22 protein-coding genes and 3 tRNA genes are annotated in these 23,269 nt (G+C 71.3%); 10 read left to right on the top strand and 15 right to left on the bottom strand.

What is annotated here, in order from left to right; translation table 11 throughout:
• Window positions 1-11: 11 nt before the first annotated feature.
• The 3 genes from ACMXN5_RS17500 (at window position 12) to ACMXN5_RS17490 (ending at window position 1,412) form a co-directional block, all read left to right on the top strand.
• Window positions 12-88 (top strand) — tRNA-Phe (locus tag ACMXN5_RS17500).
• Window positions 89-264: 176 nt separating this feature from the next.
• Window positions 265-996, top strand: a complete 732-nt coding sequence (locus ACMXN5_RS17495) for a VIT1/CCC1 transporter family protein (protein WP_439676055.1) — start codon at window positions 265-267, stop codon at window positions 994-996.
• Window positions 997-1,082: 86 nt separating this feature from the next.
• A complete protein-coding gene (locus ACMXN5_RS17490; protein ID WP_395798919.1) occupies window positions 1,083-1,412 on the top strand; it encodes a DUF6401 family natural product biosynthesis protein in 330 nt (109 codons plus the stop codon).
• 3 nt (window positions 1,413-1,415) lie between these two features.
• Here ACMXN5_RS17490 and ACMXN5_RS17485 read toward each other — a convergent pair whose 3' ends face one another.
• The 3 genes from ACMXN5_RS17485 to ACMXN5_RS17475 all read right to left on the bottom strand — a co-directional run bounded on the left by ACMXN5_RS17485 (window position 1,416) and on the right by ACMXN5_RS17475 (window position 4,725).
• Window positions 1,416-2,189 (bottom strand): mechanosensitive ion channel family protein, encoded by a 774-nt coding sequence (locus ACMXN5_RS17485; protein WP_439676054.1) that lies wholly within the window; start codon window positions 2,187-2,189, stop codon window positions 1,416-1,418.
• A 919-nt stretch (window positions 2,190-3,108) separates the two neighbouring features.
• Window positions 3,109-3,315 (bottom strand): developmental transcriptional regulator BldC, encoded by a 207-nt coding sequence (bldC, locus tag ACMXN5_RS17480; RefSeq protein ID WP_020555617.1) that lies wholly within the window; start codon window positions 3,313-3,315, stop codon window positions 3,109-3,111.
• Window positions 3,316-3,849: 534 nt separating this feature from the next.
• Window positions 3,850-4,725: a hypothetical protein gene (locus ACMXN5_RS17475; protein ID WP_439676053.1), complete on the bottom strand. Its 876-nt coding sequence runs from the start codon at window positions 4,723-4,725 to the stop codon at window positions 3,850-3,852.
• Between the two features lie 155 nt (window positions 4,726-4,880).
• Here ACMXN5_RS17475 and ACMXN5_RS17470 point away from each other — a divergent pair, with 155 nt between their 5' ends.
• Entirely contained in the window at window positions 4,881-5,981 is a 1,101-nt protein-coding gene (locus ACMXN5_RS17470) for a Glu/Leu/Phe/Val family dehydrogenase (RefSeq protein ID WP_439678029.1), read from the top strand.
• Between the two features lie 239 nt (window positions 5,982-6,220).
• Window positions 6,221-6,472, top strand: a complete 252-nt coding sequence (locus ACMXN5_RS17465) for a DUF3073 domain-containing protein (RefSeq protein ID WP_020555620.1) — start codon at window positions 6,221-6,223, stop codon at window positions 6,470-6,472.
• A 192-nt stretch (window positions 6,473-6,664) separates the two neighbouring features.
• Here the strand turns inward: ACMXN5_RS17465 and purM are convergent, their stop codons facing one another.
• The 3 genes from purM to ACMXN5_RS17450 form a co-directional block, all read right to left on the bottom strand.
• Window positions 6,665-7,738 (bottom strand): phosphoribosylformylglycinamidine cyclo-ligase, encoded by a 1,074-nt coding sequence (purM, locus tag ACMXN5_RS17460; protein ID WP_439676052.1) that lies wholly within the window; start codon window positions 7,736-7,738, stop codon window positions 6,665-6,667.
• Between the two features lie 120 nt (window positions 7,739-7,858).
• Window positions 7,859-9,415, bottom strand: coding sequence for an amidophosphoribosyltransferase (gene purF / locus ACMXN5_RS17455; RefSeq protein WP_439676051.1), 1,557 nt, complete (start codon window positions 9,413-9,415; stop codon window positions 7,859-7,861).
• Between the two features lie 37 nt (window positions 9,416-9,452).
• Window positions 9,453-10,241: a sterol carrier family protein gene (locus ACMXN5_RS17450; RefSeq protein ID WP_439676050.1), complete on the bottom strand. Its 789-nt coding sequence runs from the start codon at window positions 10,239-10,241 to the stop codon at window positions 9,453-9,455.
• Window positions 10,242-10,389: 148 nt separating this feature from the next.
• On the opposite strand from ACMXN5_RS17450, the gene ACMXN5_RS17445 reads away from it, so the two are divergent.
• Together ACMXN5_RS17445 and ACMXN5_RS17440 are read left to right on the top strand one after the other, a co-directional pair.
• Window positions 10,390-10,764 (top strand): hypothetical protein, encoded by a 375-nt coding sequence (locus ACMXN5_RS17445; RefSeq protein ID WP_439676049.1) that lies wholly within the window; start codon window positions 10,390-10,392, stop codon window positions 10,762-10,764.
• The gene (locus ACMXN5_RS17440) at window positions 10,734-11,603 is read left to right on the top strand and encodes a hypothetical protein (protein WP_439676048.1); all 870 of its coding nucleotides are present in this window, start codon (window positions 10,734-10,736) and stop codon (window positions 11,601-11,603) included. The genes ACMXN5_RS17445 and ACMXN5_RS17440 overlap by 31 nt, the downstream gene beginning before the upstream one ends.
• Window positions 11,604-11,678: 75 nt before the next feature.
• Here ACMXN5_RS17440 and purL read toward each other — a convergent pair whose 3' ends face one another.
• Genes purL through purS form a run of 3 tightly spaced genes read right to left on the bottom strand, consistent with a single transcriptional unit; the run spans window position 11,679 to window position 14,865 of the window.
• Window positions 11,679-13,928, bottom strand: coding sequence for a phosphoribosylformylglycinamidine synthase subunit PurL (gene purL / locus ACMXN5_RS17435; protein ID WP_439676047.1), 2,250 nt, complete (start codon window positions 13,926-13,928; stop codon window positions 11,679-11,681).
• A complete protein-coding gene (gene purQ, locus ACMXN5_RS17430; RefSeq protein WP_439676046.1) occupies window positions 13,928-14,605 on the bottom strand; it encodes a phosphoribosylformylglycinamidine synthase subunit PurQ in 678 nt (225 codons plus the stop codon). The genes purL and purQ overlap by 1 nt, the downstream gene beginning before the upstream one ends.
• Complete coding sequence (purS, locus tag ACMXN5_RS17425; protein ID WP_078976147.1) at window positions 14,602-14,865, bottom strand: phosphoribosylformylglycinamidine synthase subunit PurS; 264 nt, start codon at window positions 14,863-14,865, stop codon at window positions 14,602-14,604. Before purS ends, purQ begins: the two co-directional genes overlap by 4 nt.
• Before the next feature lie 495 nt (window positions 14,866-15,360).
• Here purS and ACMXN5_RS17420 point away from each other — a divergent pair, with 495 nt between their 5' ends.
• From ACMXN5_RS17420 to ACMXN5_RS17410, 3 genes are all read left to right on the top strand, one after another.
• Window positions 15,361-15,687: a histone-like nucleoid-structuring protein Lsr2 gene (locus ACMXN5_RS17420; protein WP_020555629.1), complete on the top strand. Its 327-nt coding sequence runs from the start codon at window positions 15,361-15,363 to the stop codon at window positions 15,685-15,687.
• Between the two features lie 214 nt (window positions 15,688-15,901).
• Window positions 15,902-15,973 (top strand) — tRNA-Gly (locus ACMXN5_RS17415).
• 86 nt (window positions 15,974-16,059) lie between these two features.
• A tRNA-Gly gene (locus tag ACMXN5_RS17410) sits at window positions 16,060-16,135 on the top strand.
• Window positions 16,136-16,277: 142 nt separating this feature from the next.
• Here ACMXN5_RS17410 and ACMXN5_RS17405 read toward each other — a convergent pair.
• The 6 genes from ACMXN5_RS17405 to ACMXN5_RS17380 form a co-directional block, all read right to left on the bottom strand.
• Window positions 16,278-17,180, bottom strand: a complete 903-nt coding sequence (locus ACMXN5_RS17405; RefSeq protein WP_439676045.1) for a phosphoribosylaminoimidazolesuccinocarboxamide synthase — start codon at window positions 17,178-17,180, stop codon at window positions 16,278-16,280.
• Between the two features lie 73 nt (window positions 17,181-17,253).
• A complete protein-coding gene (locus ACMXN5_RS17400) occupies window positions 17,254-18,639 on the bottom strand; it encodes a hypothetical protein (RefSeq protein ID WP_439676044.1) in 1,386 nt (461 codons plus the stop codon).
• Window positions 18,640-18,822: 183 nt separating this feature from the next.
• The gene (gene purD / locus ACMXN5_RS17395; protein WP_439676043.1) at window positions 18,823-20,103 is read right to left on the bottom strand and encodes a phosphoribosylamine--glycine ligase; all 1,281 of its coding nucleotides are present in this window, start codon (window positions 20,101-20,103) and stop codon (window positions 18,823-18,825) included.
• A gap of 43 nt (window positions 20,104-20,146) precedes the next feature.
• Window positions 20,147-20,749: a hypothetical protein gene (locus tag ACMXN5_RS17390; RefSeq protein ID WP_439676042.1), complete on the bottom strand. Its 603-nt coding sequence runs from the start codon at window positions 20,747-20,749 to the stop codon at window positions 20,147-20,149.
• A gap of 88 nt (window positions 20,750-20,837) precedes the next feature.
• The gene (locus ACMXN5_RS17385) at window positions 20,838-21,560 is read right to left on the bottom strand and encodes a GntR family transcriptional regulator (protein ID WP_439676041.1); all 723 of its coding nucleotides are present in this window, start codon (window positions 21,558-21,560) and stop codon (window positions 20,838-20,840) included.
• Window positions 21,561-21,821: 261 nt separating this feature from the next.
• On the bottom strand, window positions 21,822-23,174 hold the full coding sequence (locus ACMXN5_RS17380) for an aspartate aminotransferase family protein (protein WP_439676040.1): 1,353 nt from the start codon (window positions 23,172-23,174) through the stop codon (window positions 21,822-21,824).
• Window positions 23,175-23,269: the final 95 nt, after the last annotated feature.

The raw sequence follows: 23,269 nt of genomic DNA, 5'->3' as shown, positions 1-23,269 counted from the left end.
TGATCCATCGAGGCCAGGTAGCTCAGTTGGTACGAGCGTCCGACTGAAAATCGGAAGGTCGGCGGTTCGACCCCGCCCCTGGCCACCAGGCTCATACAGCCACAACGCCCCGAGCGATCAGTTCGCCAGGGGCGTTTTTTGCGTTCCCGGATGGTGCGCTCCCAGGTCGCGTTCGGTGCCGGTGGTTGGGCCGCTCGGGTTCGGGGTGCGGATTCCGGTCGTGTCCGGGCGCTTCGGGGGCGGGCGGATCGTGATACTTCGGGCATGAGTGCCGCTGACGGGTTCGGTCGGGCGTTGCCCACGCACGCTCCACACGACGAGGGCATGGGTACCCGGCTGAACTGGTTGCGGGCGGCGGTGCTCGGGGCCAACGACGGGATCGTCTCCACCGCCGGTCTCGTGGTCGGGGTGGCCGGAGCCACCGACGAGCGGGCGCAGTTGCTCACCGCCGGGCTGGCCGGGCTGCTCGCCGGGTCGTTGTCGATGGCTGCGGGCGAATACGTCTCGGTGAGCACCCAGCGCGACGCGGAGCGGGCCGCGCTGGTCCAGGAGCGCCGCGAGCTGAGCGACGAACCCGAGGCCGAGCTCGACGAGTTGACCGGGCTCTACGAGCAGCAGGGGCTCACCCGAGCGCTGGCGCGCGAGGTGGCCGAACAGCTCACCGAGCACGACGCGCTCGCCGCGCACGCCCAGGTCGAGCTGAAGATCGATCCGGACGAGCTGACCAACCCGTGGCACGCGGCCGGCGCCAGCTTCCTGGCCTTCACCGTCGGCGCGTTGTTGCCGCTGCTCGCGATGGTGCTGCCGCCCGCCTCGATCCGGCTGCCGATCACGGTGGCCGCGGTGCTCGCCGCGCTGGTCCTGTGCGGCTGGAGCGGCGCCCGTCTCGGCGGCGCCCCACCGGCCCGCGGGATCGTCCGCACCACCGCCGGCGGGGCCCTGGCGATGGCGGTCACCTACGCCGTGGGCAGCCTGCTCGGCGCCGACGGAGTCTGACCGGGATCCCGGCGCCGGATCCCCGATGTCTGCTTCGCCACAAAAAGCTGCGGATTGATGCCGAAAAATATGTTTAAAGTGGAGCCATGAGCCAACTCTTCGACGCCGAGCCGCCCCGCTGCCCCCTCGCGGGAGTCGTGGACGCGTACCTGCCCCGGCTCGCGGAGTTCGCCTTCGAGCCGGGGCTGGTCGCCGCCGTGGACCAGCACGCCGCGGCGGTGCGCACCTCGCTGGCCGCCGACGGCGCGGGGTTGATCCCGCGTCAGCTGCGCCGCGAGGACCTCGCCGACTATGTGCTGGGGTTCACCGACGTACTGGCCGAAACCGACTGGCGCGAGCCGGTCGGCTACGACTTCGCCGCGTTGCGCCTGACCGCCGTGTGCTGGCTGGTCCGCGAACACGACCTGCTGGGCTGAGCGTTACCGGCGTTCCTCGCGCGTCTGCGCGGGCTGCCCGGCGATCGCATCACCGCGGCCCCGCTGGTACGCGTTGACGCTGGCCCGCGCGTTGCCCGTCTCGCGCTCGGCCACATCCAGCCAGCGGTCCCACCGCTGCCGCATCGGCTGGACCAGGCCGCCGCCGACACCCACGATCAGGATGCCCGCGATGGTGGCGAGCACCGCGGTGAGCACCGGCCCGGTGATCGCCCCGGCGATGCCGGCCTGGCCGAGCGCGGCGATCACGCCGAGCGTCACGATGAACGCCCAGGCGATGGTGCCCATCGTCCTGCCGTAGGAGACCCCGCCGAGGGCCGAGCGCACGATGTCGCGCACCGCGCCGGCGATCGCCATCGTGATGACCACGATCACCAGCGCCACGATGCCGCGCGGGATCCACAACACGATGGTCTGGAGCATGTCGCTGATCGGGTTCGGTCCGAACACCCCGAAGCCCAATTGCAGCGTCATCAGCAGGATCGCGTAGTAGACGACCTTGGCGATGATCCCGGTGGCGTCGTATTTGGACCCCTCCAGGGTCTTGGCCACCCCGCCGCGTTCGGCCACCTTCTCGAAGCCGACCTTGCGCAGCACCCGGTCGAGGACTCGCGCGATCACCTTCGCGACGATCCAGCCGATCACCAGGATCACGAGGAACGCGATCAGCTTCGGTACGAACGTCGCGAAGGAGGACCACGCGTCCGTGAACCCCTTGCTGAAGTCGACCGACAGCGCAAGATTCTGAGTCTGTGTCATGGCGTCCCTCTTCACTGAGGTCACTGAGGTTTCCGCGCGTCACAGCGGTCACGCGCTCTCCCTCAAGTGGTAACACCGGGTACACGGGCCCGCACGCGGAGCATCGCGCACCTACGCCACAGTGATGACCGGGCCGATCCCGGCCGCATCGCCCCGGGCACACGCGTCGGACCCGGCCGGCCGAGAGTGCTCGCACACAGTCACGAAGGCCGGCGTCGCGGCACGATCCGAATCTTCGCCCGAAACCGCAGATGATCACTCAGCGTGTTCGCTTGCCGATTTCCGCCCCGGCCCGTCGAATCCGTCCCGATCGCCTCGTCCGCCCCGCCCGCGAAGCCCGATCCGGACCGGCTCCCCCGACCCCGCGAAGACCGGCCCGACCGGCGGACGCCACACCCCTCACCACAGCTGCGAGCCCGGCCCGGACGGCCTCGACGCCCGCCCCAAGGCCCCGGCCCGAGCCGCCCGCTCGCACCGGCCCGGCGGGCACCTCACCGCCGTGCCGAAGTGGTCCCGGCCGGCAGAGGTTCGAACCATTGGCGCGAGTCGCCGAGACACCCTCCGCGAGGGCTGCTGTGACCAAGGTCACTGTTTCGACCGGCGATCGTTTTCATCGACGGCCGGAAATCATCCGTGCATTCTATGTGATATTTTACTGGACATCGTCGTGATTCCCTCGTGAAAGCGCCGCCTCGGAGCACTGTCGGCACCCCGACCGCCCCGCGCCCGACCTCGGCGGACGCACCCGGCCGACCTCGCGACACGGTCGCACCACGACCGCGGCCGGCCCGAGCGCACACGGCGGACGGCAGGCTCCCGACGGAGCGGCAGGCGCGGGTACGGGCACACAAAAGAGTGCTGCACCGGACCCGGCGGGATCCGGTGCAGCACTCAGGGGAAAAGCTTTTCGACGCAGCCCTCAGGCTTCGCTGCGCTGCTGCGGAATGCCCGCGAGCAGGGCGCGGACCTCCACCTCGCGGTAGCGACGGTGTCCGCCGAGCGTGCGGATCGACGTGAGCTTGCCGGCCTTGGCCCAGCGCGTCACCGTCTTGGGGTCGACGCGGAACATGCTGGCAACCTCGGCCGGCGTCAGCAGCGGCTCGGCATCAGGCGTACGAGCGGTCATGAGCGGCCTCCTCGGGAGAACCGAACCAACACGGTTCTTTCTTCAAATTCTGCACCTTGACCCACGATGTCCTAAATAGTTCACGAGGGCCAAGTCGGTTATAGGACGAACGGCTTGTCCTTCACAGTACAAGTACACCATCCGTCGCACCCGGTTGGTCAAACCGCCGGAATTGGCATCCCAGGGTTCAAGCCACGCGATCCCGAAGGACCAGGCATAGCGGACAGTCACATGACTGTGACGATGAGTCACACGGGCCCGGCCGTCCTCTCGCGTCCACCCCGCCCCACCAGCAACGAAGTATCCCCGATGACCCGACCCGACCAGACCGACTACATCTGGTTTGTCCTTTTCATCATATACGAACCATTCGCTGGCGTATGCACCTTGTTGTGAGTCGATCTCCGACAACCTGGAGAGCTGGGAGTCCCACAACTCGAACCAGCAGGTTGAGAGGCTTTCAGATCACGGGGTGACTGAACACGAAAGAGTGACGACGGTCACGCCGAAACTTCATGAAATGCGGACGCTTGCTCAGCTCGCGTGCTCCAGGGCGCGTACCGATTGCCAACGCTCCGTAATCCTGCGGTAAGCCGCCGATGCTCGCGCTCCGTCACCGGACCCCAGTGCGGCGATGCCCTCCGCGACGTCCGCGACGGAGGTGTCGGCGGTCGGGTCGGGGGCGACCAGCCGCACCAGGCCGCCGTAGTCGAGCTCGACCATCGCGCGCGGATGGAACTCCTCCAGCCACCGGCCGACGTTCTCCAGGCCGGTGATCAGCGCGCCGTCCTCGACCGTCTCGCGCAGCACCTTCAGCGCCCGGGCGATCCGTCGCCTGGCCTGCACCATGGGGGTCCGGTAGTACAGCTCCCCGGGCCCCGAGCCGCCCTCGGCCGCGGGCACCACGACCCGCTCCTCCGGCGCGAACAGCACGAACCAGCGCACCGGGACGTGCCACGTGCTGCTGTGGATGTGCGGATGCACGTCGGGGTGCGCCGACTTCCACCGCTCGTGCTCCAGGTGCGCCTGGTCGATCACCAGCCGGGGCCAGAACACGTCCAGAACGGTCGCCGGATACTCCCGGCGCAGCTCGGCCAGCGCGGTCCAGCAGCGCAGCCGGGTCTGCCGGGGGCAGACCACCGTGACGCCGTCCAGGACCTGCACGTAGGCGTCCTCGCTCTCGTGCGGCGGCGCGATCACCGGCGGTGTGGCCAGAAGGTTCTCCAGGCCGCTCCGGTGCTCCCGCGCGGTGAGTCCGGCGGGCGAGGGCGGCTCGGCCGCCGCGGAGGTGCCTGACGGCCGCGTGGCGGCATACGCGGCCCACCGGCCGCGTTCCGGCTCGGGAAACGCCGCCAGCGGCTCGTACACCCGCAGATACGCCGCGTAGGGGGCAACCACCGAAGTCCGCACGAACGCATCTTGGCACGTCGCCGATGTCCCGACGTGGCGAAGGTCCAACCCGGTGATCCGCTCGGGTTCTAGGCTTGAACCGCCGCGCAGATCCGCGCGGCGCAGTGTCATCACGTCACCACGAAACCCATGGAGTCACCACAGTGACCGACAGCATGGACGGCCCGCACGACACGACGTCGGGCCTGGTGTTCGGCAGGTCGACCGGCCACGAACAGGTCGTCTTCTGCCAGGACCGCGCGAGCGGACTGCGCGCGATCATCGCGATCTACTCCAGTGCCCTGGGGCCCGCGCTCGGCGGTACCAGGTTCCACCCCTACGACACCGAGGAGGAGGCCGTCGCCGACGTCCTCAACCTCTCCCGCGGCATGGCCTACAAGAACGCCCTCGCCGGCCTCGACCACGGCGGCGGCAAGGCCGTGATCATCGGCGACCCGACCCGGGACAAGACCGAGGTGCTGCTGCGCGCCTACGGCCGCTTCGTCCAGTCCCTGGGCGGTCGCTACATCACCGCCTGCGACGTCGGCACGTACGTCGACGACATGGACGTGGTCGCCAAGGAGTGCGACTTCGTCACCGGCCGCTCCCCCGAGAACGGCGGCGCGGGCGACTCGTCCGTGCTGACCGCGTACGGGGTCTTCCAGGGCATGCTCGCCTCCGCCGAACACCGCTGGGGCGCCCCGACGCTGCGCGGACGCCGAGTGGGCGTGGCGGGCGTCGGGAAGGTGGGCCGGCATCTGGTCGGGCACCTGGTCGCCGACGGCGCCTCGGTGGTGATCACCGACGTCGACGAGCGGGCGGTGGCCCGGGTGCGGCACGAGCACCCCGAGGTGGACTTCGTGGCCGACACCGACACCCTGATCCGCATACCGGACCTGGACGTCTACGCCCCCTGCGCGCTCGGCGGCGCGCTGAACGACGAAACCGTGCCGGTGCTGACGGCGGCCGTGGTCTGCGGCGCGGCCAACAATCAGCTGGCCCATCCGGGGATCGAGAAGGCGCTGGCCGAGCGCGGCGTGCTCTACGCGCCGGACTACCTGGTCAACTCCGGCGGGGTGATCCAGGTGGCCGACGAGCGGCACGGATTCGACTTCGAGCGGGCCAAGCGCAAGGCCTCCGGCATCCGCGCCACCACCGCGCGGATCTTCGCCCTGGCCGACGAGGAGGGCGTGCCACCTGCCGTCGCGGCCGACCGATTGGCCGAGCGGCGGATGGCGGATGTGGGCCGGCTGCGTGACATCTACCTCCAAAGCTGACCGACAGGGTATCGTCAGACCCGGCAAAGGACCCCAGATCAGGCCCCTGACCAGCTGCAACGGCACAGCCCGGTCGGGGTCCGAGCCCCGCTGTCACCCATGCGACGTACCGTCCGGCGGCGGAAGCAGGTACCGTTAATCCCCTACGGGCCGGTTCTCAAGTGCCATCGAACCGTCTCTGACTATGAACGCGTGTCAAGACCCGGGGCCGTGAGCCCCGTCGTTGAGGGGGTCGAGCCATGGGGCGCGGCCGGGCCAAGGCCAAGCAGACAAAGGTCGCCCGCCAGCTGAAGTACAACAGCGGCGGTACGGATCTGAGCCGTCTGGCTGAAGAGCTGGGCGCGTCGTCGCCAACCGACTTGCCGATCGGCAAGCCCGAGGTTGACGACGACACGAGTGAAGACGAGTTCGACGACCCCTACGCGGGGTATTCGGCTCGCTACAACGATGACGAGGACGAGGAAGACGACGGCCGATCGCGCCATCGTTGACCCCGCCCCCGTCGTCGGGCACGGGAGGAAACACCCTCTTCAGCCGGGGTGCCCGTGCACAGTGACACCGCCCGGTCCGGGACCGAGTAGGACGACTACTCGACCCCGGGCCGTTTGGCGTGTTCGCGAACACGCCCACGGCCGAGCCGCCGTCCCGTCGCGGGACGACGGCGAGCGCCGCGGGTGTCTTCGTCATGCCCGGTGATCGCCGCTCAGTACGGCCCGGCCGGAACCGGTGACCACGTCGCCGAGGATCCAGGCCGGCACGCCGCGCTCGGCGAGCACCGCGAGGGCCGCGTCGGCGGCGTCGGCGGCGACCACCGCGACCATGCCCACGCCCATGTTCAGCGTCTTCTCCAGCTCCGACCGGGGCACCTCGCCGAGCGCGCCGACCAGGCCGAAGATCGGGGCCGGGGTCCAGGTCGAGCGGTCCAGGCGGGCGTCCAGGTGGGCCGGGAGCACCCGGGTCAGGTTGGCCTCCAGGCCGCCGCCGGTGACGTGCGAGTAGGCGTGCACGTCGGTGCGCCGGGCCAGGTCCAGGCAGTCGAGCGAGTAGATCCGGGTCGGCTCGAGCAGTTCCTCGCCGAGCGTGCGGCCCAGTTCCGGGACGTCGCGGTCGAGGTTCCAGCCGGCGACGGCGAAGAACACGTGCCGGGCCAGCGAGTAGCCGTTGGAGTGCAGGCCGGAGGCGGCCATCGCGATCACCACGTCGCCCTCGCGCACGCGCTCCGCGCCGAGCAGGCCGTCGGCCTCCACCACGCCGGTGCCGGCGCCCGCGACGTCGTACTCGTTCGGGTCGAGCAGGCCGGGGTGCTCGGCCGTCTCGCCGCCGACCAGCGCGCAGCCGGCCAGGACGCAGCCCTCGGCGATGCCCTTGACGATCGCCGCGACCCGCTCGGGGAAGACCTTGCCGGTGGCGATGTAGTCGGTCATGAACAGCGGTTCGGCGCCGCACACGACCAGGTCGTCGACGACCATGCCGACCAGGTCGTGGCCGATCGTGTCGTGCTTGTCCATCGCCTGCGCGATGGCGACCTTGGTGCCCACGCCGTCGGTCGCGGTGGCCAGCAGGGGGCGCTCGTACCGCTTGAGCGCGGAGACGTCGAACAGGCCGGCGAAGCCGCCCAGGCCGCCGACGACCTCGGGCCGGGTGGCCTTGCCGACCCATTGCTTCATCAGCTCGACGGCGCGGTCACCGGCCTCGATGTCGACGCCGGCCGCGGCGTAGCTCGTGGTGCGGGGGGTGGGGGTGGACTGGTCGCTCACGGCGGCGGCCCTTTCGGGTCGGGGTGGATCCTTGCGGAACGCCCGTCGCGCCCCCGGGAAGGGGGACGCGACGCGGCGCACCGGAAACGGAAACTCGCTGGACTACGCGGACTCGGCGGATCAGGGACGACGGAGCGCGTCCTCCGCGCCGCCGCCGCCGAGGAGGGCCTGCACGCCGTCCACGTCGGTGCGGACGGACTGCTCGATGCCTTCGAGCAGGTGCTTGCCCAACCGCTCGGGGTCGGGCAGCTCGATCGGGTATTCCCCGTCGAAGCAGGCCCGGCACAGGCGGTCCTTGGGAATGGTGGTCGCCTCGACCATCGCGTCGAGCGAGATGTAGGCGAGCGAGTCGGCGCCGAGCGACTTGGCGATCTCGTCCACCGAGAGGCCGTTGGCGATCAGTTCGGCCCGGGTGGCGAAGTCGATGCCGAAGAAGCACGGCCACTTCACCGGCGGCGAGGAGATCCGCACGTGCACCTCGGCCGCGCCGGCCTCGCGCAACATGCGCACCAGCGCGCGCTGGGTGTTGCCGCGCACGATCGAGTCGTCGACCACGACCAGGCGCTTGCCCTGGATGACCTCGCGCAGCGGGTTGAGCTTGAGCCGGATGCCGAGTTGGCGGATGGTCTGGCTGGGCTGGATGAACGTCCGGCCCACGTAGGAGTTCTTGACCAGGCCGTTTCCGTACGGGATGCCGGACTGTTCGGCGTAGCCGATCGCGGCGGGGGTGCCCGATTCCGGGGTCGGCATGACCAGGTCGGCGTCGACCGGGTACTCCTGGGCCAGCCGGCGACCCATCTCGACCCGGGACGCGTAGACGCCGCGGCCCGCGATGGTGGTGTCGGGGCGGGCCAGGTAGACGTATTCGAAGACGCAGCCCTTGGGCTTGGCCTCGGCGAAGCGCCGGGTGCGCAGGCCGTGCTCGTCGACCGCGATCAGCTCGCCCGGTTCGATCTCGCGGATGAACGAGGCGCCGACGATGTCGAGGGCGGCGGTCTCGCTCGCCACCACCCAACCGCGCTCCAGGCGGCCGAGCACGAGGGGCCGGATGCCCTGGGGGTCGCGCGCGGCGTAGAGCGTGGTCTCGTCCATGAAGACCAGCGAGAAGGCGCCCTTGACCTCGGGCAACACCTGCATCGCGGTCTGTTCCAGGGACAGGTCGGGACTGCCGGCCAGGAGCGAGGCGAGCAGGTCGGTGTCGCTGCTGGCCTCGATCCGGCCCTGGTAGGGGTAGTTGAGTTCGCCGCGATCGGGGCCCTGCTCGGCGACCAGACGGGACAGCTCACCCGTGTTGGTGAGGTTTCCGTTGTGGCCGAGCGCGATGCTGCCGGTCGCGGTGGCCCGGAACGTCGGCTGGGCGTTCTCCCAGACGGACGATCCGGTGGTCGAGTAGCGGGCATGGCCTACGGCCATGTGCCCGCGGAGCGAGCCCAGAGTGGTTTCGTCGAAGACCTGGGAGACCAGGCCCATGTCCTTGAAGACCAGGATCTGGGATCCGTTGCTCACAGCTATGCCGGCGGATTCCGTCCCGCGGTGCTGCAAAGCGTAGAGACCGAAATAGGTGAGTTTTGCGACCTCTTCGCCGGGGGCCCAGACGCCGAAGACGCCGCAGGCGTCCTGCGGGCCCTTCTCGCCGGGGAAGAGATCGTGGTTGAGTCGTCCATCGCCACGTGGCACGTGATCGAGTCTACGACAGGGCCGGATCGGTCGCGGATCACCCCATCAGTGGCAGGTATCCGGACAAGTCGCTGCGTTCGCCACTGGCCAGGACTCGGCCGTCGTCGACGGCGTCCGCCCAGGTCAGACGGCCGGTGGCGAGGCGGATCCAGGTCCTTGGGTCGGTCTCGACCACGTTGGGCGGAACGCCCCGAGTGTGCCGGGGTCCTGTGACGCACTGCACTACGGCGAACGGCGGGACGCGGACCTCGACCGCGTGTCCGGGAGCGCGGGCGGCGAGCGCGCCGGCCAGCGCGCGGACCACCGTGCCGAGCGCGTGGCGGTCGTGCGGGAAGGGCTCGCCGGTGGCCCGCTCCAGGTCATCGCTGTGCACCACGCCCTCGACGAGGCGGGTGACGAGCATGTCGGGCAGGCGCATCGGGCCGATCCGGGTGATCGTCGTGCGGGTGTCCGGGACGCCGTCCAGGGCGGCGATCGCGGCGTCGACGCAGTCGGCGGGGGTGCGGCCGGCCTCGGCCATGTCGTCGGCGATGGCGGAGATCACCGAGGCGTGCGCGGCGGTGCCGTTGGCCCACTGCTCGACGGTGATCGGCGGGCCGGTCGGGACGGGTTCGGCGAGCCAGCGCGGGACCGCCTCGACGCTCGCGGCCAGGTGGCCGACCAGGTTGGCGGTGGACCAGCCGGTCAGCCCGGAGGGGGCGGCGAGTTGCTCCGGGGTCAGCCGCGCCGTGACCTCGGCCATCGCGCGCCACTCGGCGATCAGCGCGGTGCGCACCTTGGCCGGATCGACCTTGCGGGGGCGGGGGGCGGCGGGGTGCTTCGTCATGGGTGCAGGTTAGAGGGCGGTGCGGCGGGTGGGGTGGAGGGTTTTCGGCTCGGGTCGGCGGGTTTTCGGTCCGGAGTAGGCGATTCGTTTCTGCACGGATGCGGCGCGGGCTCGCCCGCCGCGGCCGGCGTGCCGTGACGCTGGGGGCATGAGCGATTACGGGGATCCCGGCCGGGTCGAGGCGATCGCGGCCGAGTTGGCCGGGGCGGCGGAGCGGGTGCGGCCCGTCTCGACGGCGGTCGACTGGCGCGGCGGGGCGGCGGAGGCGTTCGCGGCTCGGGCGCAGGTCTGGCGGCGGGAGTGTGCGGCGACGGAGCCGGCGGTGCTGGCCGTGGTCGAGGCGCTGCGGGCGCACGCGGCGGCGATACGGGCCGCGCTGGGCCGGATCGCGGCGAACGAGCGGGCGGCGCGGGAAAGGGCGGGGTCGGTGGCGGGATCGGACGTGGCGGGGTCGGACGCGGCGGAGCGTTTTCCGGCGTCGGGCAGTGCGGCGTGGTTGGACGAGCGGTGGGCGGCGCGGTGATCGCCGGGTTCGCCGCCGCGCCGGGCGCTCTGGTCACGCTGGCGGGTCGGTTGCGTGCGGTGGCGCGGGAGGTGTGGGGGCTGCGCGAGCGGGTGGCGGCGGTCGATGTCGCGGCGAGCCGCCCGTTGGCGCCGGAGACCTTCGAGGTGCTGCGGACCCGGCTTCGGGAGGCGGTGGAGACGCTGGATCGGGCCGAGCGGGGCGGGGTGGACCTGGCCGATCGGCTGGTCGACAACGCCCGGTCCTATGCGGAGGCGGACCACGGCGCGGCCACCCGGCTGCTCGACCTGGCGCCGGCGGGCGGGCCGCGCGCGGGACTCGGGCCGGCCGACGGGTGGGTCCGGGCGGGCGAGCCGTCGTTCGCGCCGCCGGAGGTGTACGACGGGCCGTTCGCGGTCCGGCCGATCGGTCGCGGGGCGGGCGTCGTGCGGGTCGCGGCGCCGGGGCCGGGCGGGGAGGAGATCGTGGCCCGGGCGAAGCGGTGGGCCGACCTGGGGCTGGGCTACAGCATGAGCGGCTTGCACGACGGTTACCGCACGGACTGCTCGGGGCTGGTCTCGATGGCCTGGGGGCTGCCGCCGCCGGGGCTGACCACGGTGACCCTGCCGGAGGTGTCGCACCCGATCGGCCGGGACGACCTGCGACCGGGCGACATCCTGCTCAACACCGCTCCGGGCGCGGCCGGCCACACGCTGATCTTCGCGGGCTGGGCGGACGCGGCGCACACCAGATACCACGCGTACGAGGAGAGCGCGCGCAAGGGCGCACACTTCGACACGATCCCCTACCCCTACTGGCCCGGGCACGGCACGTTCCGGCCGTATCGGCTGGGGAGGTAGGGACGGCGGCGCCGGGAGACGGCGATGCCCGTGAGGGGTGCGCGGAGCACCCCTCACGGGCATCGGAAGGTCGCCTCAGCCGAACAGGGCCTTCAGGGTCCGCTCGTGGGCGGTGCGCAGTTCGTCCAGCGCCACCGTGAAGTGGCCCTGGAAGTCGAGCGTGTCGCCGTCGACCACACCGATCCGGGCGCACGGCAGGCCGCGCACCTTGCACATGTCGGTGAAGCGCATCTCCTCGCTCCTGGGCACCGCGACGATCGCCCGGCCCGCCGACTCGCTGAACAGCGCGACGGTCGGGTCGAGGTCCTCCGCCAGCACCACCCGCGCGCCGTGGCCGCCGGTCAGGCACGCCTCGACCAGGGCCTGGGCCAGACCGCCGTCGGCGAGGTCGTGCGCGGCGTCGATCATGCCGTCGCGCGAGCCCGCGATCAGGATCTCGGCGAGCAGCCGCTCGCGCTCCAGGTCCACCTTCGGCGGCAGGCCGCCGAGGTGGTCGTGGGCCACCTGCGCCCACGCCGAGCCGGACAGTTCCTCGTGCGTGTCGCCCAGGAGCAGGATGATCTGCCCCTCCTCGGCGAAGCCGACCGGCGTGCGCCGTTCGACGTCGTCGATCACGCCGAGCACGCCGACCACCGGGGTCGGGTGGATCGCCGTCTCGCCGGTCTGGTTGTAGAACGACACGTTGCCGCCGGTCACCGGCGTGCCCAGGATCCGGCACGCGTCGGCCAGGCCGCGCGTGGTCTCGGCGAACTGCCACATCACCGCCGGGTCCTCGGGCGAGCCGAAGTTCAGGCAGTCGGTGACGGCCAGCGGCTTGGCGCCGGTGGTGGCCACGTTGCGATACGCCTCGGCCAGCGCGAGCTGGGCGCCGGTGTACGGGTCGAGCTTGCAGAAGCGGCCGTTGCCGTCGGTGGCGAGCGCCACGCCCAGGCCGGTCTCCTCGTCGATGCGGACCATGCCGGAGTCCTCCGGCTGGGCCAGCACGGTGTTGCCGAGCACGTAGCGGTCGTACTGGTCGGTGACCCACGACTTGTCCGCCAGGTTCGGCGAGGCGACCAGGTCGAGCAGGGTCGCCTTCAGTTCCTCGTCCGTACCCGGGCGGGGCAGCCGCTCGGCCGCGTCGGCCTGGAGGGTGTCCTGCCACTGCGGGCGCGCGTACGGCCGCTCGTAGACCGGCCCCTCGTGCGCCACGGTGCGCGGCGGCACGTCGACGATCTGCTCGCCGTGCCAGAAGATCTCCAGCCGGTCGCCCTCGGTGACCTCGCCGACGACGGTGGCGATGACGTCCCACTTGTCGCAGATCTCCATGAAGCGGGCCACGTGGGCCGGCTCCACGACCGCGCACATGCGCTCCTGCGACTCGCTCATCAGGATCTCTTCGGGCGAGAGCGTGTGGTCGCGCAGCGGGACGGTGTCCAACTCGACCCGCATGCCGCCGGACCCGGCCGAGGCCAGCTCCGAGGTGGCGCAGGACAGGCCCGCGCCGCCGAGGTCCTGAATGCCCGCGACCAGGTGCTCGCGGAACAGCTCCAGGGTGCACTCGATCAGCAGCTTCTCCTGGAACGGGTCGCCGACCTGGACGGCCGGCCGCTTGGCCGGGCCGTCCGCGTCGAACGTCTCCGAGGCCAGGACCGAGACCCCGCCGATCCCGTCGCCGCCGGTGCGGGCGCCGTAGAGGATGACCAGGTTGCCCGCGCCGGACGCCTGCGCGAGGTGGATGTCCTCGTGCTTCATCACGCCCACGCACAGCGCGTTGACCAGCGGGTTTCCCTGGTAGCAGGGGTCGAAGACGATCTCGCCGCCGATGTTGGGCAGGCCCAGGCAGTTGCCGTAGCCGCCGATGCCCGCGACCACGCCGGGCAGCACGCGCCGGGTGTCGGGGTGTTCGGCCGCACCGAAGCGCAGCGGGTCCATCACCGCGACCGGGCGGGCGCCCATCGCCAGGATGTCGCGCACGATGCCGCCGATCCCGGTCGCGGCGCCCTGGTAGGGCTCCACGTAGGACGGGTGGTTGTGCGACTCGACCTTGAAGGTCACCGCGTAGCCCTGGCCGACGTCGACGACGCCGGCGTTCTCCCCGATGCCCACGAGCATCGCGTCGTTCTCGGGCATCTTGTCGCCGAACTGGCGCAGGTGCACCTTGCTCGACTTGTACGAGCAGTGCTCGGACCACATCACCGAGTACATGGCCAGCTCGGAGGAGGTCGGCCGGCGGCCCAGGATCTCCCGGATGCGGGTGTACTCGTCCGGCTTGAGGCCGAGTTCGGCGAAGGGCTGCTCGACGTCGGGGTGTTCGAGCGCGTTCTTGACGGTGTCCAGGCTCATCAGGCGTTCACCAGGCGCTTCAGGATCGAGGTGAAGAAGGGGAGGCCCTCGGTCGTGGGACCGGTCAGCGGCTCCACCGCGTGCTCGGGGTGCGGCATCAGACCGACCACGTTCCCGGCCGCGTTGCTGATGCCGGCGATGTCGCGACGCGATCCGTTCGGGTTGAGGTCCAGGTAGCGGGCAACCACCCGACCCTCGGCCTCCAGCATGTCCAGGGTGCGCTCGTCGGCGACGAAACCGCCTTCACCGTTCTTGAGCGGAACGGTGATCTCCTGTCCGGGCTCGAAGTCCGACGTCCATGTGGTGGACGTGTTCTCGATCCGCAGCTTTTGGTCCCGACAGATGAAGTGGAGGTGGTCGTTGCGGGTGAGCGCGCCCGGCAGCAGGTGCGATTCGCAAAGAATTTGGAAACCGTTGCAGATGCCCAATACCGGAAGGCCGGCCTGCGCCTGCTCGATCACCGATTCCATGACCGGCGAGAAGCGCGAGATGGCTCCGCAACGCAGGTAGTCGCCGTACGAGAATCCGCCGGGCAGGACGACCGCGTCGACCTGCTGGAGGTTCTTGTCCTTGTGCCACAGGGCGACCGGCTCGGCGCCGGCGATGCGCACCGCGCGCCGGGCGTCGTGGTCGTCGAGCGAACCGGGGAAGGTGACGACGCCGACGCGGATCGTCACTTCTCCCCCTCCGCCTCGACGCGGACGGTGAAGTCCTCGATCACGGTGTTGGCGAGGAAGGACTCGGCGGCTTCGCGGATGCGGGCGAGGGCGGCCTCGTCGACCGGCCCCTCCAGCTCCAGCTCGAAACGCTTGCCCTGGCGGACGTCGGTGATTCCGTCGAATCCCAGCCGCGGCAGCGCGCGCTGCACGGCCTGCCCCTGGGGATCGAGGATTTCCGGCTTGAGCATGACGTCGACGACGACGCGTGCCACAGGCACTCCCACTGTGATGGTTCGGGCCGGTCGTCCGTATCGCGGGATACGGGGGGTCGGACCCTGCTGCTGGATCGGGTCGGTCGACGCCGGCACCCGATGGATCGGCGGTATCAGGGTACCGGCCGCCTCCGGGCGACCCGCCCCGGCGCCGAGTTATCCACAGCTTTGAGGTTGTCCACAGGGAGGTCGGCCGGGTCCGGATGTCAATAAATCGCCTCCAAACGGGCACTGCGGCCCGGCTGGGCTCATCCGGCGGTCGACTCGGCGTCGCGTTGTCCACAGGCTGTGGATCAAACCGGCCGACACTCGGGACACGCCCGCCCTCGCGCGGCGAGAGGAATATCTCGCGTATCGTGAAAACGAATCGCCGACCGGTAAATTAGCGCTTACCGAACCGGAGAACAGCGGACCACACCGCAACGGTTCGCGTTTAGCGCTTAGACTCGGCAATGTAGTTTTGTTTTTCGCCTCGGTGCTATCACCCGAGAGGACACCGCCATGGCCCAGCGTGTAGTCGTCAGCCTGCACGACGACATCGACGGAAGCGAGGCCACGGAAACCATCCGTTTCGGCCTCGACGGCAAGTCGTATGAAATCGACCTTTCGGAAGAGCACGTTCAGCAGATGCGGGATGCGCTGGCTCCTTATCTCGCGGTCGCGCGACGTACCGCGCGCACCGGAAAGCCCTTCCGCCAGACGACCGTCGCCTCCGACCCCGCGGCGGTACGGGCCTGGGCTCGCGCGCGCGGTATGGACGTACCCGCCCGCGGGCGCATCCCGGCCCGGGTATACGCGGAATTCGAGGCCGCCAACACCGCGAACTGAGCGCGCCTCCGCACCGGCGACCGACACCACACGTGTCCGATCCGGCCACCTCTCGGCCCCCGTCCCCGCCTGCGGCGGAGCGGGGGCCGGCGTCGTTCCGAAAGAACTTTCCCTGGCAAACCCGGACATCCGTGATGATCCGACTCCGGAGCGTACTGGGCACCCTCGGGGGTCCTATAGAGTTCTCTTGCACCCGGGAAACCGGGGAACACACGCAGGCGTAGCTCAGTGGTAGAGCGCCCCCTTTCCAAGGGGGAGACGCAGTGTTCAATTCCTGTCGCCTGCTCTGCTCGACCCCTCGAACCCGGTGGCAACCACCTCCGCGGATCGGGTAGGGTTGGGGACACAACGCGGGGCAGCGCCCCGAGTCGTGCGGACGTGGCTCAGTTGGTAGAGCATCACCTTGCCAAGGTGAGGGTCGCGAGTTCGAATCTCGTCGTCCGCTCCACGAGAAGGCCGGATCACTTATGTGATCCGGCCTTTCTGTCGTGTGCGTGGGGTCGGCCGGGTGCGCGTGGGCCGAATACCGCCCCGGCCGGCCCGACGGGTGTCGGGACGGCCGGGAACCGGCTTCCGGCGGGCTCGACCGATCAGGCCCAGCGGTTGCCGGTCAGTCGCTCGTACACCTCGACGTACTTCTCGTGCGTGCGCGCGACGACCTCCTCGGGCATGTCCGGCGGCGGGGTGTCGGCCACGCGGTCCCAGCCCGACTCGGGCGAGGTGAGCCAGTCGCGCACGTACTGCTTGTCGAAGGACGGCTGGGCGTGCCCCGGCGCCCAGCGGTCGGCGGGCCAGTAGCGGGACGAGTCGGGGGTCAGCACCTCGTCGGCGAGCACCAGGCCGCCCGCCGGGTCGAGGCCGAACTCGAACTTGGTGTCGGCCAGGACGAGGCCGCGCTCGCGCGCGATGCCCCGGGCCCGGCCGTAGACGGAGAGCGTGGCCCGGCGCAGCGCGTCGGCCAGTTCCGCGCCGTGCCGCTCGGCGACGTACGCGAAGGAGACGTTCTCGTCGTGCTCGCCGACCTCGGCCTTGGTGGCCGGGGTGAAGATCGGCTCGGGCAGTTCGGAGCCCTCGGTCAGGCCCTCGGGCAGCGCGACGCCGCACACCGAGCCCGAGGCGCGGTACTCCACGGTGCCGGACCCGGCCAGGTAGCCGCGCGCCACACACTCGACCGGCACCATGTCCAGCCGACGGCACACCAGGGTGCGGCCGGCCCAGTCGGCGGGGGCGCCGGCGGGCACGTCGGTGGACAGCACGTGGTTCGGGTACAGGTCCGCGAGCAGGTCGAACCACCACAGCGACAGGCTCGTGAGGATCCGGCCCTTGTCCGGGATCCCGGGCTCCAGGACCCAGTCGTAGGCGGAGATCCGGTCGCTCGCCACCATCACGAGGTTGTCGTCGGCGTCGGTGTACAGCTCGCGCACCTTGCCGGTGTGGATGTGGGTCAGACCGGGGACCTCGACCGGCTCGGGTTTGGTGACGAATCCGCTCACGGAACCAGCGCTTTCTTGGGGTGTGGTGGGGCAGGGTGAGTCTTTCACGGGCCCCACCACGGACCCGAGGGCGTCAGGCCGCCGAACCGTCGGGGTGGACCGGCTCGCGGGTGGCGATGCCGATCCGGGCCAGCCAGGCGCGCAGCGGGGCGTCGTTGCGTTCGTCGACGGCACGGGTGATCAGCGTCGCCAGGTCGACCGCGCGGCCGGAGCCGTCGACCAGGACCGGGCCGTCCAGCCAGTCCACCGCGGGGTGCATCCGGCCGGTGTCCAGGGCCGCGCACGCCACCACCGCGAACAGGTGGTCGGCGGCCTTGCGGTGGTCCTCGTCCGGATCCCGGCGCAGCACCGCCAGGGCGTCGTCGACGGGGGCCGCGAACGCCGCCGCGCGGGCCCGCCACACCGGCTCGATGACCGCGTCGGGGTAGTCCGCCCAGGAGACCGGTTCGGGGGTGGGTCCGTCGGCGAAGATGCCCGCCGCGAGCCGGGAGATCTCGCCGTCCATGGCGACCGGGTCGGCGAGCAGGTCGCCGGCGGCCCGCTCGGCCAGACGGGCGCCGAACGCGTCGGCGAGCTTGTCCCGCCGGGACAACTCGGTCAGCGCCGAGACCACGCCCGCCATCAGCGCGTCCGGGCGGCGGCCGATGGCCCAGGCGGGGGCGGCGAGCCGGGTCAGCAGGCGGTCCCAGCCGGCGTAGGCCAGGCCGACCTGTTCGTGCGCGGTGGCGCGCAGTTCGGGCTCCAGCGGGATGGCCAGGGCCGCCGCGCCGACCGCGATCTCGCGCTCCATCAGTTCGGCGTGGCCCTGGCACAGGCCGAGTAGTTGGCGGGCGAAGGAGCGGGAGAGCCGGCGGGCCGGGCGCAGCGGGGCCGGGCCGAGTGGGCGGCGTACGTCGGCGACCGCGTCGAGGCGGCGGACCCAGCGGCGGGCGCCGGCGACCACCGGTTCGGCGGACGCCTCGGTGCCCGCCACGACTGGGGCGAGCAGGGCGCGCAGTTCGCCCACCCGCAGCCACCACAGGAACGGCGCGCCGACCACCAGGACGGTGCGTCGGGGTCGGCGGGCGTCGGGTTCCAGCCAGCTGTCGCATTCCGGGCACAGGCGGATGCCGTCGGGCACCGGCACGTTCAGGCGCTCGGCCAGCTCGCGCACCATCGTGTGCAGTTCCGGCGCGTCGTCCGGGGCCAGCACGACCGCCGGGACACCGGTGCGGCGCACCAGCGCCAGGTCGAGCGCGACCCACCCGAGCAGGGCCACGATGGCCACCGCCAGGGCGGCGAGCAGCGTGCCCGGGGCACTCTCGCCGAAGGTGCGCGAGGCCCAGTACACCAGCAGGCCGGCGGCCGTCAGCGCGGCCAGGACGGCACCGTTGCGCACCCACAGCACCGCACGCGCCCGCGCGCGTGCCTCGGCCAGCGCCAGTGGTTCGGCCGACTCGCCCACACGCATCGCCCCCATCCGATCCTGGATCCGGGGATCACTCGTCCGGGTCGTCGGTCACGACCCGCGGTGCTCGCACGATAATGCGACGAGTTCCGGTGTTCAGCCGCTTCGGGCCGAACACCATCCCTGCGAGTGAGATCCGGGGCCGGACGGCTGTGTGGGTTTGAGCCGACCGGTAAGGGGGCCGAACGGCCGAATTCAGCCCCGGGGCCGGTAGCCGGCGACCGAGATCTCGCCCCGGCTCGCCTTGGCGGCGATGTCGGTGCGGTGGTGCGAGCCGGGCAGGCCGATCAGGGCCACCCCCTCGTACGCACGCTCCCGGGCCTGCTCCAGGGTCGCCCCGGTGCCGGTGACGGAGAGCACTCGGCCGCCGGAGGACAACACCTCGCCGGCCTCGCCGCGGCGGGTGCCGCCGTGCAGGACGTAGGTGTGCGGGAGCTTGGCCACCTCGGCCAGGCCCTTGATCGGGTCGCCCGTGCGCGGGGTCGCCGGGTAGTTCTCGGCCGCCACCACCACGGTCACGGCCGCGCCCTCGTGCCAGCGCAGCGGCTCCAGTTCGCCCAGTCGCCCGGTCGCGGCGGCGTGCAGCACGCCGGCCAGCGGGGTGGCCAGGCTCGCCAGCACGACCTGGGTCTCGGGGTCGCCGAAGCGGCAGTTGTACTCGATCACGCGCGGGCCGCGCGAGGTGAGCGCGAGGCCGATGAACAACACGCCGGAGAACGGGGTGCCGCGGCGGCGCATCTCGTCCACGGTGGGCTGGGCGACGGTGCGCACCAGGTCCTCGGTCAGTCCCTCGGGGGCCCACGGGAGCGGGGTGTAGGCGCCCATGCCCCCGGTGTTGGGGCCCGCGTCGTCGTCGCCGACCCGCTTGAAGTCCTGGGCGGGCTGGAGGGCCACCACGTCGTCGCCGTCGCAGAGCACGAACAGCGAGACCTCGGGGCCGTCCAGGAACTCCTCGATCACCACCCGGTCGCAGGACGCGGCGTGCGCGCGGGCGACGTCGAGGTCGTCGGTGACCACGACGCCCTTGCCGGCGGCGAGGCCGTCGTCCTTGACCACGTAGGGCGGTCCGAACGCGTCGAGGGCGCGGTCGGCCTCCTCGGCGGTGGTGCACACGTAGCTGCGGGCGGTGGGCACGCCGGCGGCGGCCATCACCTCCTTGGCGAACGCCTTGGAGCCTTCCAGGCGCGCGGCGGTGCCGGAGGGGCCGAAGCAGTCGATGCCCCGCGCGCGCACGGCGTCCGCGACCCCGGCGACCAGCGGGGCCTCGGGGCCGACGACGACGAGGTCGACGCCGAGGCGCTGGGCGAGGTCGGCGACGTCCCCGGCGTTGAGGGCGTCGACCTGGCGCAGTTCGGCCACCTGCGCGATGCCGGCGTTGCCGGGCGCGCAGTAGACGGCGGACACCGCGGAGTCGAGGGAGAGCGAGCGGCACAGGGCGTGCTCACGGGCACCGCTGCCAATCACGAGGACCTTCACACGGGCAGCCTAGTGGCACGCCCGGCGGCGGTTGCCCCCGCGCTCAGGCGAAGACGACCATCGCGCCCAGGGTCACGCTCTCCTGGGCGGCGGCGTACAGGGTCGCCCAGACGAAACGTTCGCGGGCGAACGGGGCGCCGTCGTAGGTCGGCGTCGGCCTGGGCGGGTCGAGCAGGTCCACGCCGATGTACGGGGCCAGGTCCTCCAGCTCGCGCAGCATGCCCAGGCTGGAGCCGAGCGGCCCGCCTTCCTCGGGCAGCGGGTCGTCCATCAGCGGTTGCGGAAAGTCGATCGGCAGGTAGGCGCCGGCGTGGTCGTAGTGCCACACCAGGTGGGAGAACTGGGCGGCCGCCTCGAAGGTCTCCAGGAGGCGGTCGTAGTCCTCGCCCAGCCGCTCCACCGGGGTGACCGGGAACCCCGTGCGGTGCAGCAGGTAGGCGCGGCGCAGGTAGTGCAGCGATTCGTGGTCGAACGCGCCCGCGAGCCGCACCTCGGCGGTGCCCGGCTGCCAGGTGCGCACCGGCACGGAGGGCAGGCCGTGGCCCACCAGTGCGGCGTCGTAGGCGGCCAGTTCGTCGCGGAACGGATTCTCCGGGTTGTGACACAGCGCGTCCACCAGCGGAACGAGCCAGACGTCGCAATCCACGGTGCAGCTCCCGGTCCTGTCGATCCCACGCGGCGGTTACCGGCGCCACCGTACCGCCACCGCGCCGGCCCGCATCCATGGGCAAGCGTCAGTGCGCGTCCGCGAGTTCGCGGGCGAGCCGGCGACCGGCCGAGGTGTAGTCGCGCATCAGCGCCATCGATCCCTCCGCGTCGCGCGCGGCGACCTTGTCGGCGAGTTCGCGATAGCGGCCCCAGCCCGACGCGGTCGGCGGGGCGTCGCGCAGGTAGGGGACGATGTACATCCAGGCCTGGACCCGAAAGACCGCGAGCACGTCGGCGAGTCGGCGATTGCCGCTCCAGCGGCCCAGTTCGCCGAAGAACCGCCGGTCGAGCAGCGCGACCTCGGACACGTCGCCGTTCCAGTGCGCGCCGTCGAGTCGGTCGCCGAGCGCGCGCAGCGTCGGCATCGCCTCGTCCGGCGCCGTCCGGGCGATCCGGCCGATCAGCGGCACGCCGAGCAGTCGGCGCGACTCGACGATCTCGGCGAAGTCGGTCCAGGTGAACCGGCAGACCTGGAAGCCGCGATGGTGGCCGCCGAGCAGCAGGCCCTGCGCGGCGAGCTGGATCAGCGCCTCGCGCACGGGGGTCGCCGACACCCCGAAACGTTGCGCGGTCTCATTGACGGTGAGCGAGGTACCGGCCGGCAACCGACCCGTCACCAGGTCGTCGCTCAACACCTCGGCGATCTCCTGGCGCAGGCTGATCCGCCGCAACGGGGCCTGAGCACCGCCGGGATCGGCCGGGCCGAGAAGCAGGCCGCCGTCTAAAACACTGCCCTGTGCCGACTGCACGCGGTCTCTTCTCGCCGGCCGTCGGCACCGTCGCGCCGACGGGCACCCGTCCGATCAAGTCGATCGCGTCGATCATATGAACCGATATCCGATTTGGGGAGCAACGTGCCCATCCGATTTCGCCCGGGACGCCGGGAGTCGGCGCCCGAAGGGGTGATCGGGCGGCGAACACCGGGGGCGGAAACGCGAAAAAGCCGTACCCGCGCCGAAGTCGGCGCGGGTACGGCCTGGTTCACGAAGGGCTACATGCGGTGCGAAGGGCTACCCGCAGAACGCGTCGGCGACGGTCAGCGCCTCGTCCAGGATGGCCAGGCCCTCCTTGACCTCGGCCTCGGTGCTCGTGCACGGCGGCACCACGTGGGTGCGGTTCATGTTGACGAACGGCCACAGGCCGCGCGCCTTGCACGCCGCGGTGAACTCGTTCATCGGCTGCGCGGCGGGGCCCGCGGCGTTGTAGGCGACCAGCGGCTCGCGGGTCTCCTTGTTCTTGACCAGCTCGATCGCCCAGAACACGCCGAGGCCGCGCACCTCGCCGACGCTGGCGTGCCGTGTCGCCATCGCGCGCAGTTCGGGGCCGATCACGCTCTCCCCGAGCCGCTTGGCGTTCTCGACGATCTTCTCGTCGCGCATCGCGGTGATCGTCGCGACGGCGGCGGCGCAGGCCAGCGGGTGACCGGAGTAGGTCAGGCCGCCCGGGTAGGGGCGCTCGCGGAAGGTCTCGAAGATCCGGTCCGAGATGATCACGCCGCCGAGCGGGACGTAGCCGGAGTTGACGCCCTTGGCGAAGGTGATCAGGTCGGGGGTGATGTCCCAGTTGTCCACCGCGAACCACGCGCCGGTGCGGCCGAACCCGGCCATCACCTCGTCGGCGATGAAGATGATCCCGTACTTGTCGCACAGCGCCCGCACACCCGCGAGGTAGCCGGCCGGCGGCACCAGGATGCCGGCGGTGCCGACCACGGTCTCCAGCACGATCGCGGCGATCGTCTGGGCGCCCTCGAACACGATGGTGTTCTCCAGGTGCGCCAGCGCGCGCTCGCACTCCTGCGCCTCGCCGTCGGCGTGGAACGCGGAGCGGTAGGCGTACGGACCCCAGAAGTGCACGATGCCGGACACGCCGGTCTCGTTCGGCCAGCGGCGCGGGTCGCCGGTCAGCGCGATCGCGTTGGCGGTGGCGCCGTGGTACGAGCGGTAGGTGGAGAGCACCTTGTGCCGGCCGGTGTGCAGCCGCGCCATCCGGATCGCGTTCTCGTTCGCCTCGGCGCCGCCGTTGGTGAAGAAGACCCGGTTCAGGTCGCCGGGCGCCAGCTCGGTGATCAGCCGCGCGGCCTCGCTGCGGGCGTCGTTGGCGAAGGCCGGCTGGACCATGCACAGCTTGTCGGCCTGCGCCTTGATCGCCGCGACGACCTTGGGGTGCTGGTGTCCGATGTTGGTGTTGACCAGCTGGGACGCGAAGTCCAGGTATCGGTTGCCGTCGTAGTCCCAGAAGTAGGAACCCTCGGCGCCCGCGACCGCCAGCGGGCTGATGAGCCCCTGTGCGGACCAGGAGTGGAAGACGTGGGCGCGGTCGGCGTCGTAGACGGCCTTCCCGGCCGCCGGGTCCAGAGTGCTCATGCGGCCACCCTAAGGCCGGGCAAACGCCGTCCGAAGCGACAGATTGTCAACGATCACGGGGTCCTGCCGACAGTGTGTCGGCAGGACCCCGCGTG

Source organism: Embleya australiensis, assembly GCF_051903075.1.
In the GTDB taxonomy this organism is placed as follows: domain Bacteria; phylum Actinomycetota; class Actinomycetes; order Streptomycetales; family Streptomycetaceae; genus Embleya.
This window is presented reverse-complemented; position numbering and strand designations above follow the sequence as displayed.

Bases quoted from the DNA above. Each gene is read 5' to 3' on its own strand.
- ACMXN5_RS17465 (WP_020555620.1), top strand. From the start codon at position 6,221: ATGGGGCGCGGCCGGGCCAAGGCCAAGCAGACAAAGGTCGCCCGCCAG.
- ACMXN5_RS17445 (WP_439676049.1), top strand. From the start codon at position 10,390: ATGAGCGATTACGGGGATCCCGGCCGGGTCGAGGCGATCGCGGCCGAG.
- ACMXN5_RS17495 (WP_439676055.1), top strand. From the start codon at position 265: ATGAGTGCCGCTGACGGGTTCGGTCGGGCGTTGCCCACGCACGCTCCA.
- ACMXN5_RS17400 (WP_439676044.1), bottom strand. From the start codon at position 18,639: ATGGGGGCGATGCGTGTGGGCGAGTCGGCCGAACCACTGGCGCTGGCC.
- ACMXN5_RS17470 (WP_439678029.1), top strand. From the start codon at position 4,881: ATGGACGGCCCGCACGACACGACGTCGGGCCTGGTGTTCGGCAGGTCG.
- bldC (WP_020555617.1), bottom strand. From the start codon at position 3,315: ATGACCGCTCGTACGCCTGATGCCGAGCCGCTGCTGACGCCGGCCGAG.
- ACMXN5_RS17450 (WP_439676050.1), bottom strand. From the start codon at position 10,241: ATGACGAAGCACCCCGCCGCCCCCCGCCCCCGCAAGGTCGATCCGGCC.
- ACMXN5_RS17485 (WP_439676054.1), bottom strand. From the start codon at position 2,189: ATGACACAGACTCAGAATCTTGCGCTGTCGGTCGACTTCAGCAAGGGG.
- purL (WP_439676047.1), bottom strand. From the start codon at position 13,928: ATGAGCCTGGACACCGTCAAGAACGCGCTCGAACACCCCGACGTCGAG.
- ACMXN5_RS17380 (WP_439676040.1), bottom strand. From the start codon at position 23,174: ATGAGCACTCTGGACCCGGCGGCCGGGAAGGCCGTCTACGACGCCGAC.
- ACMXN5_RS17420 (WP_020555629.1), top strand. From the start codon at position 15,361: ATGGCCCAGCGTGTAGTCGTCAGCCTGCACGACGACATCGACGGAAGC.
- ACMXN5_RS17490 (WP_395798919.1), top strand. From the start codon at position 1,083: ATGAGCCAACTCTTCGACGCCGAGCCGCCCCGCTGCCCCCTCGCGGGA.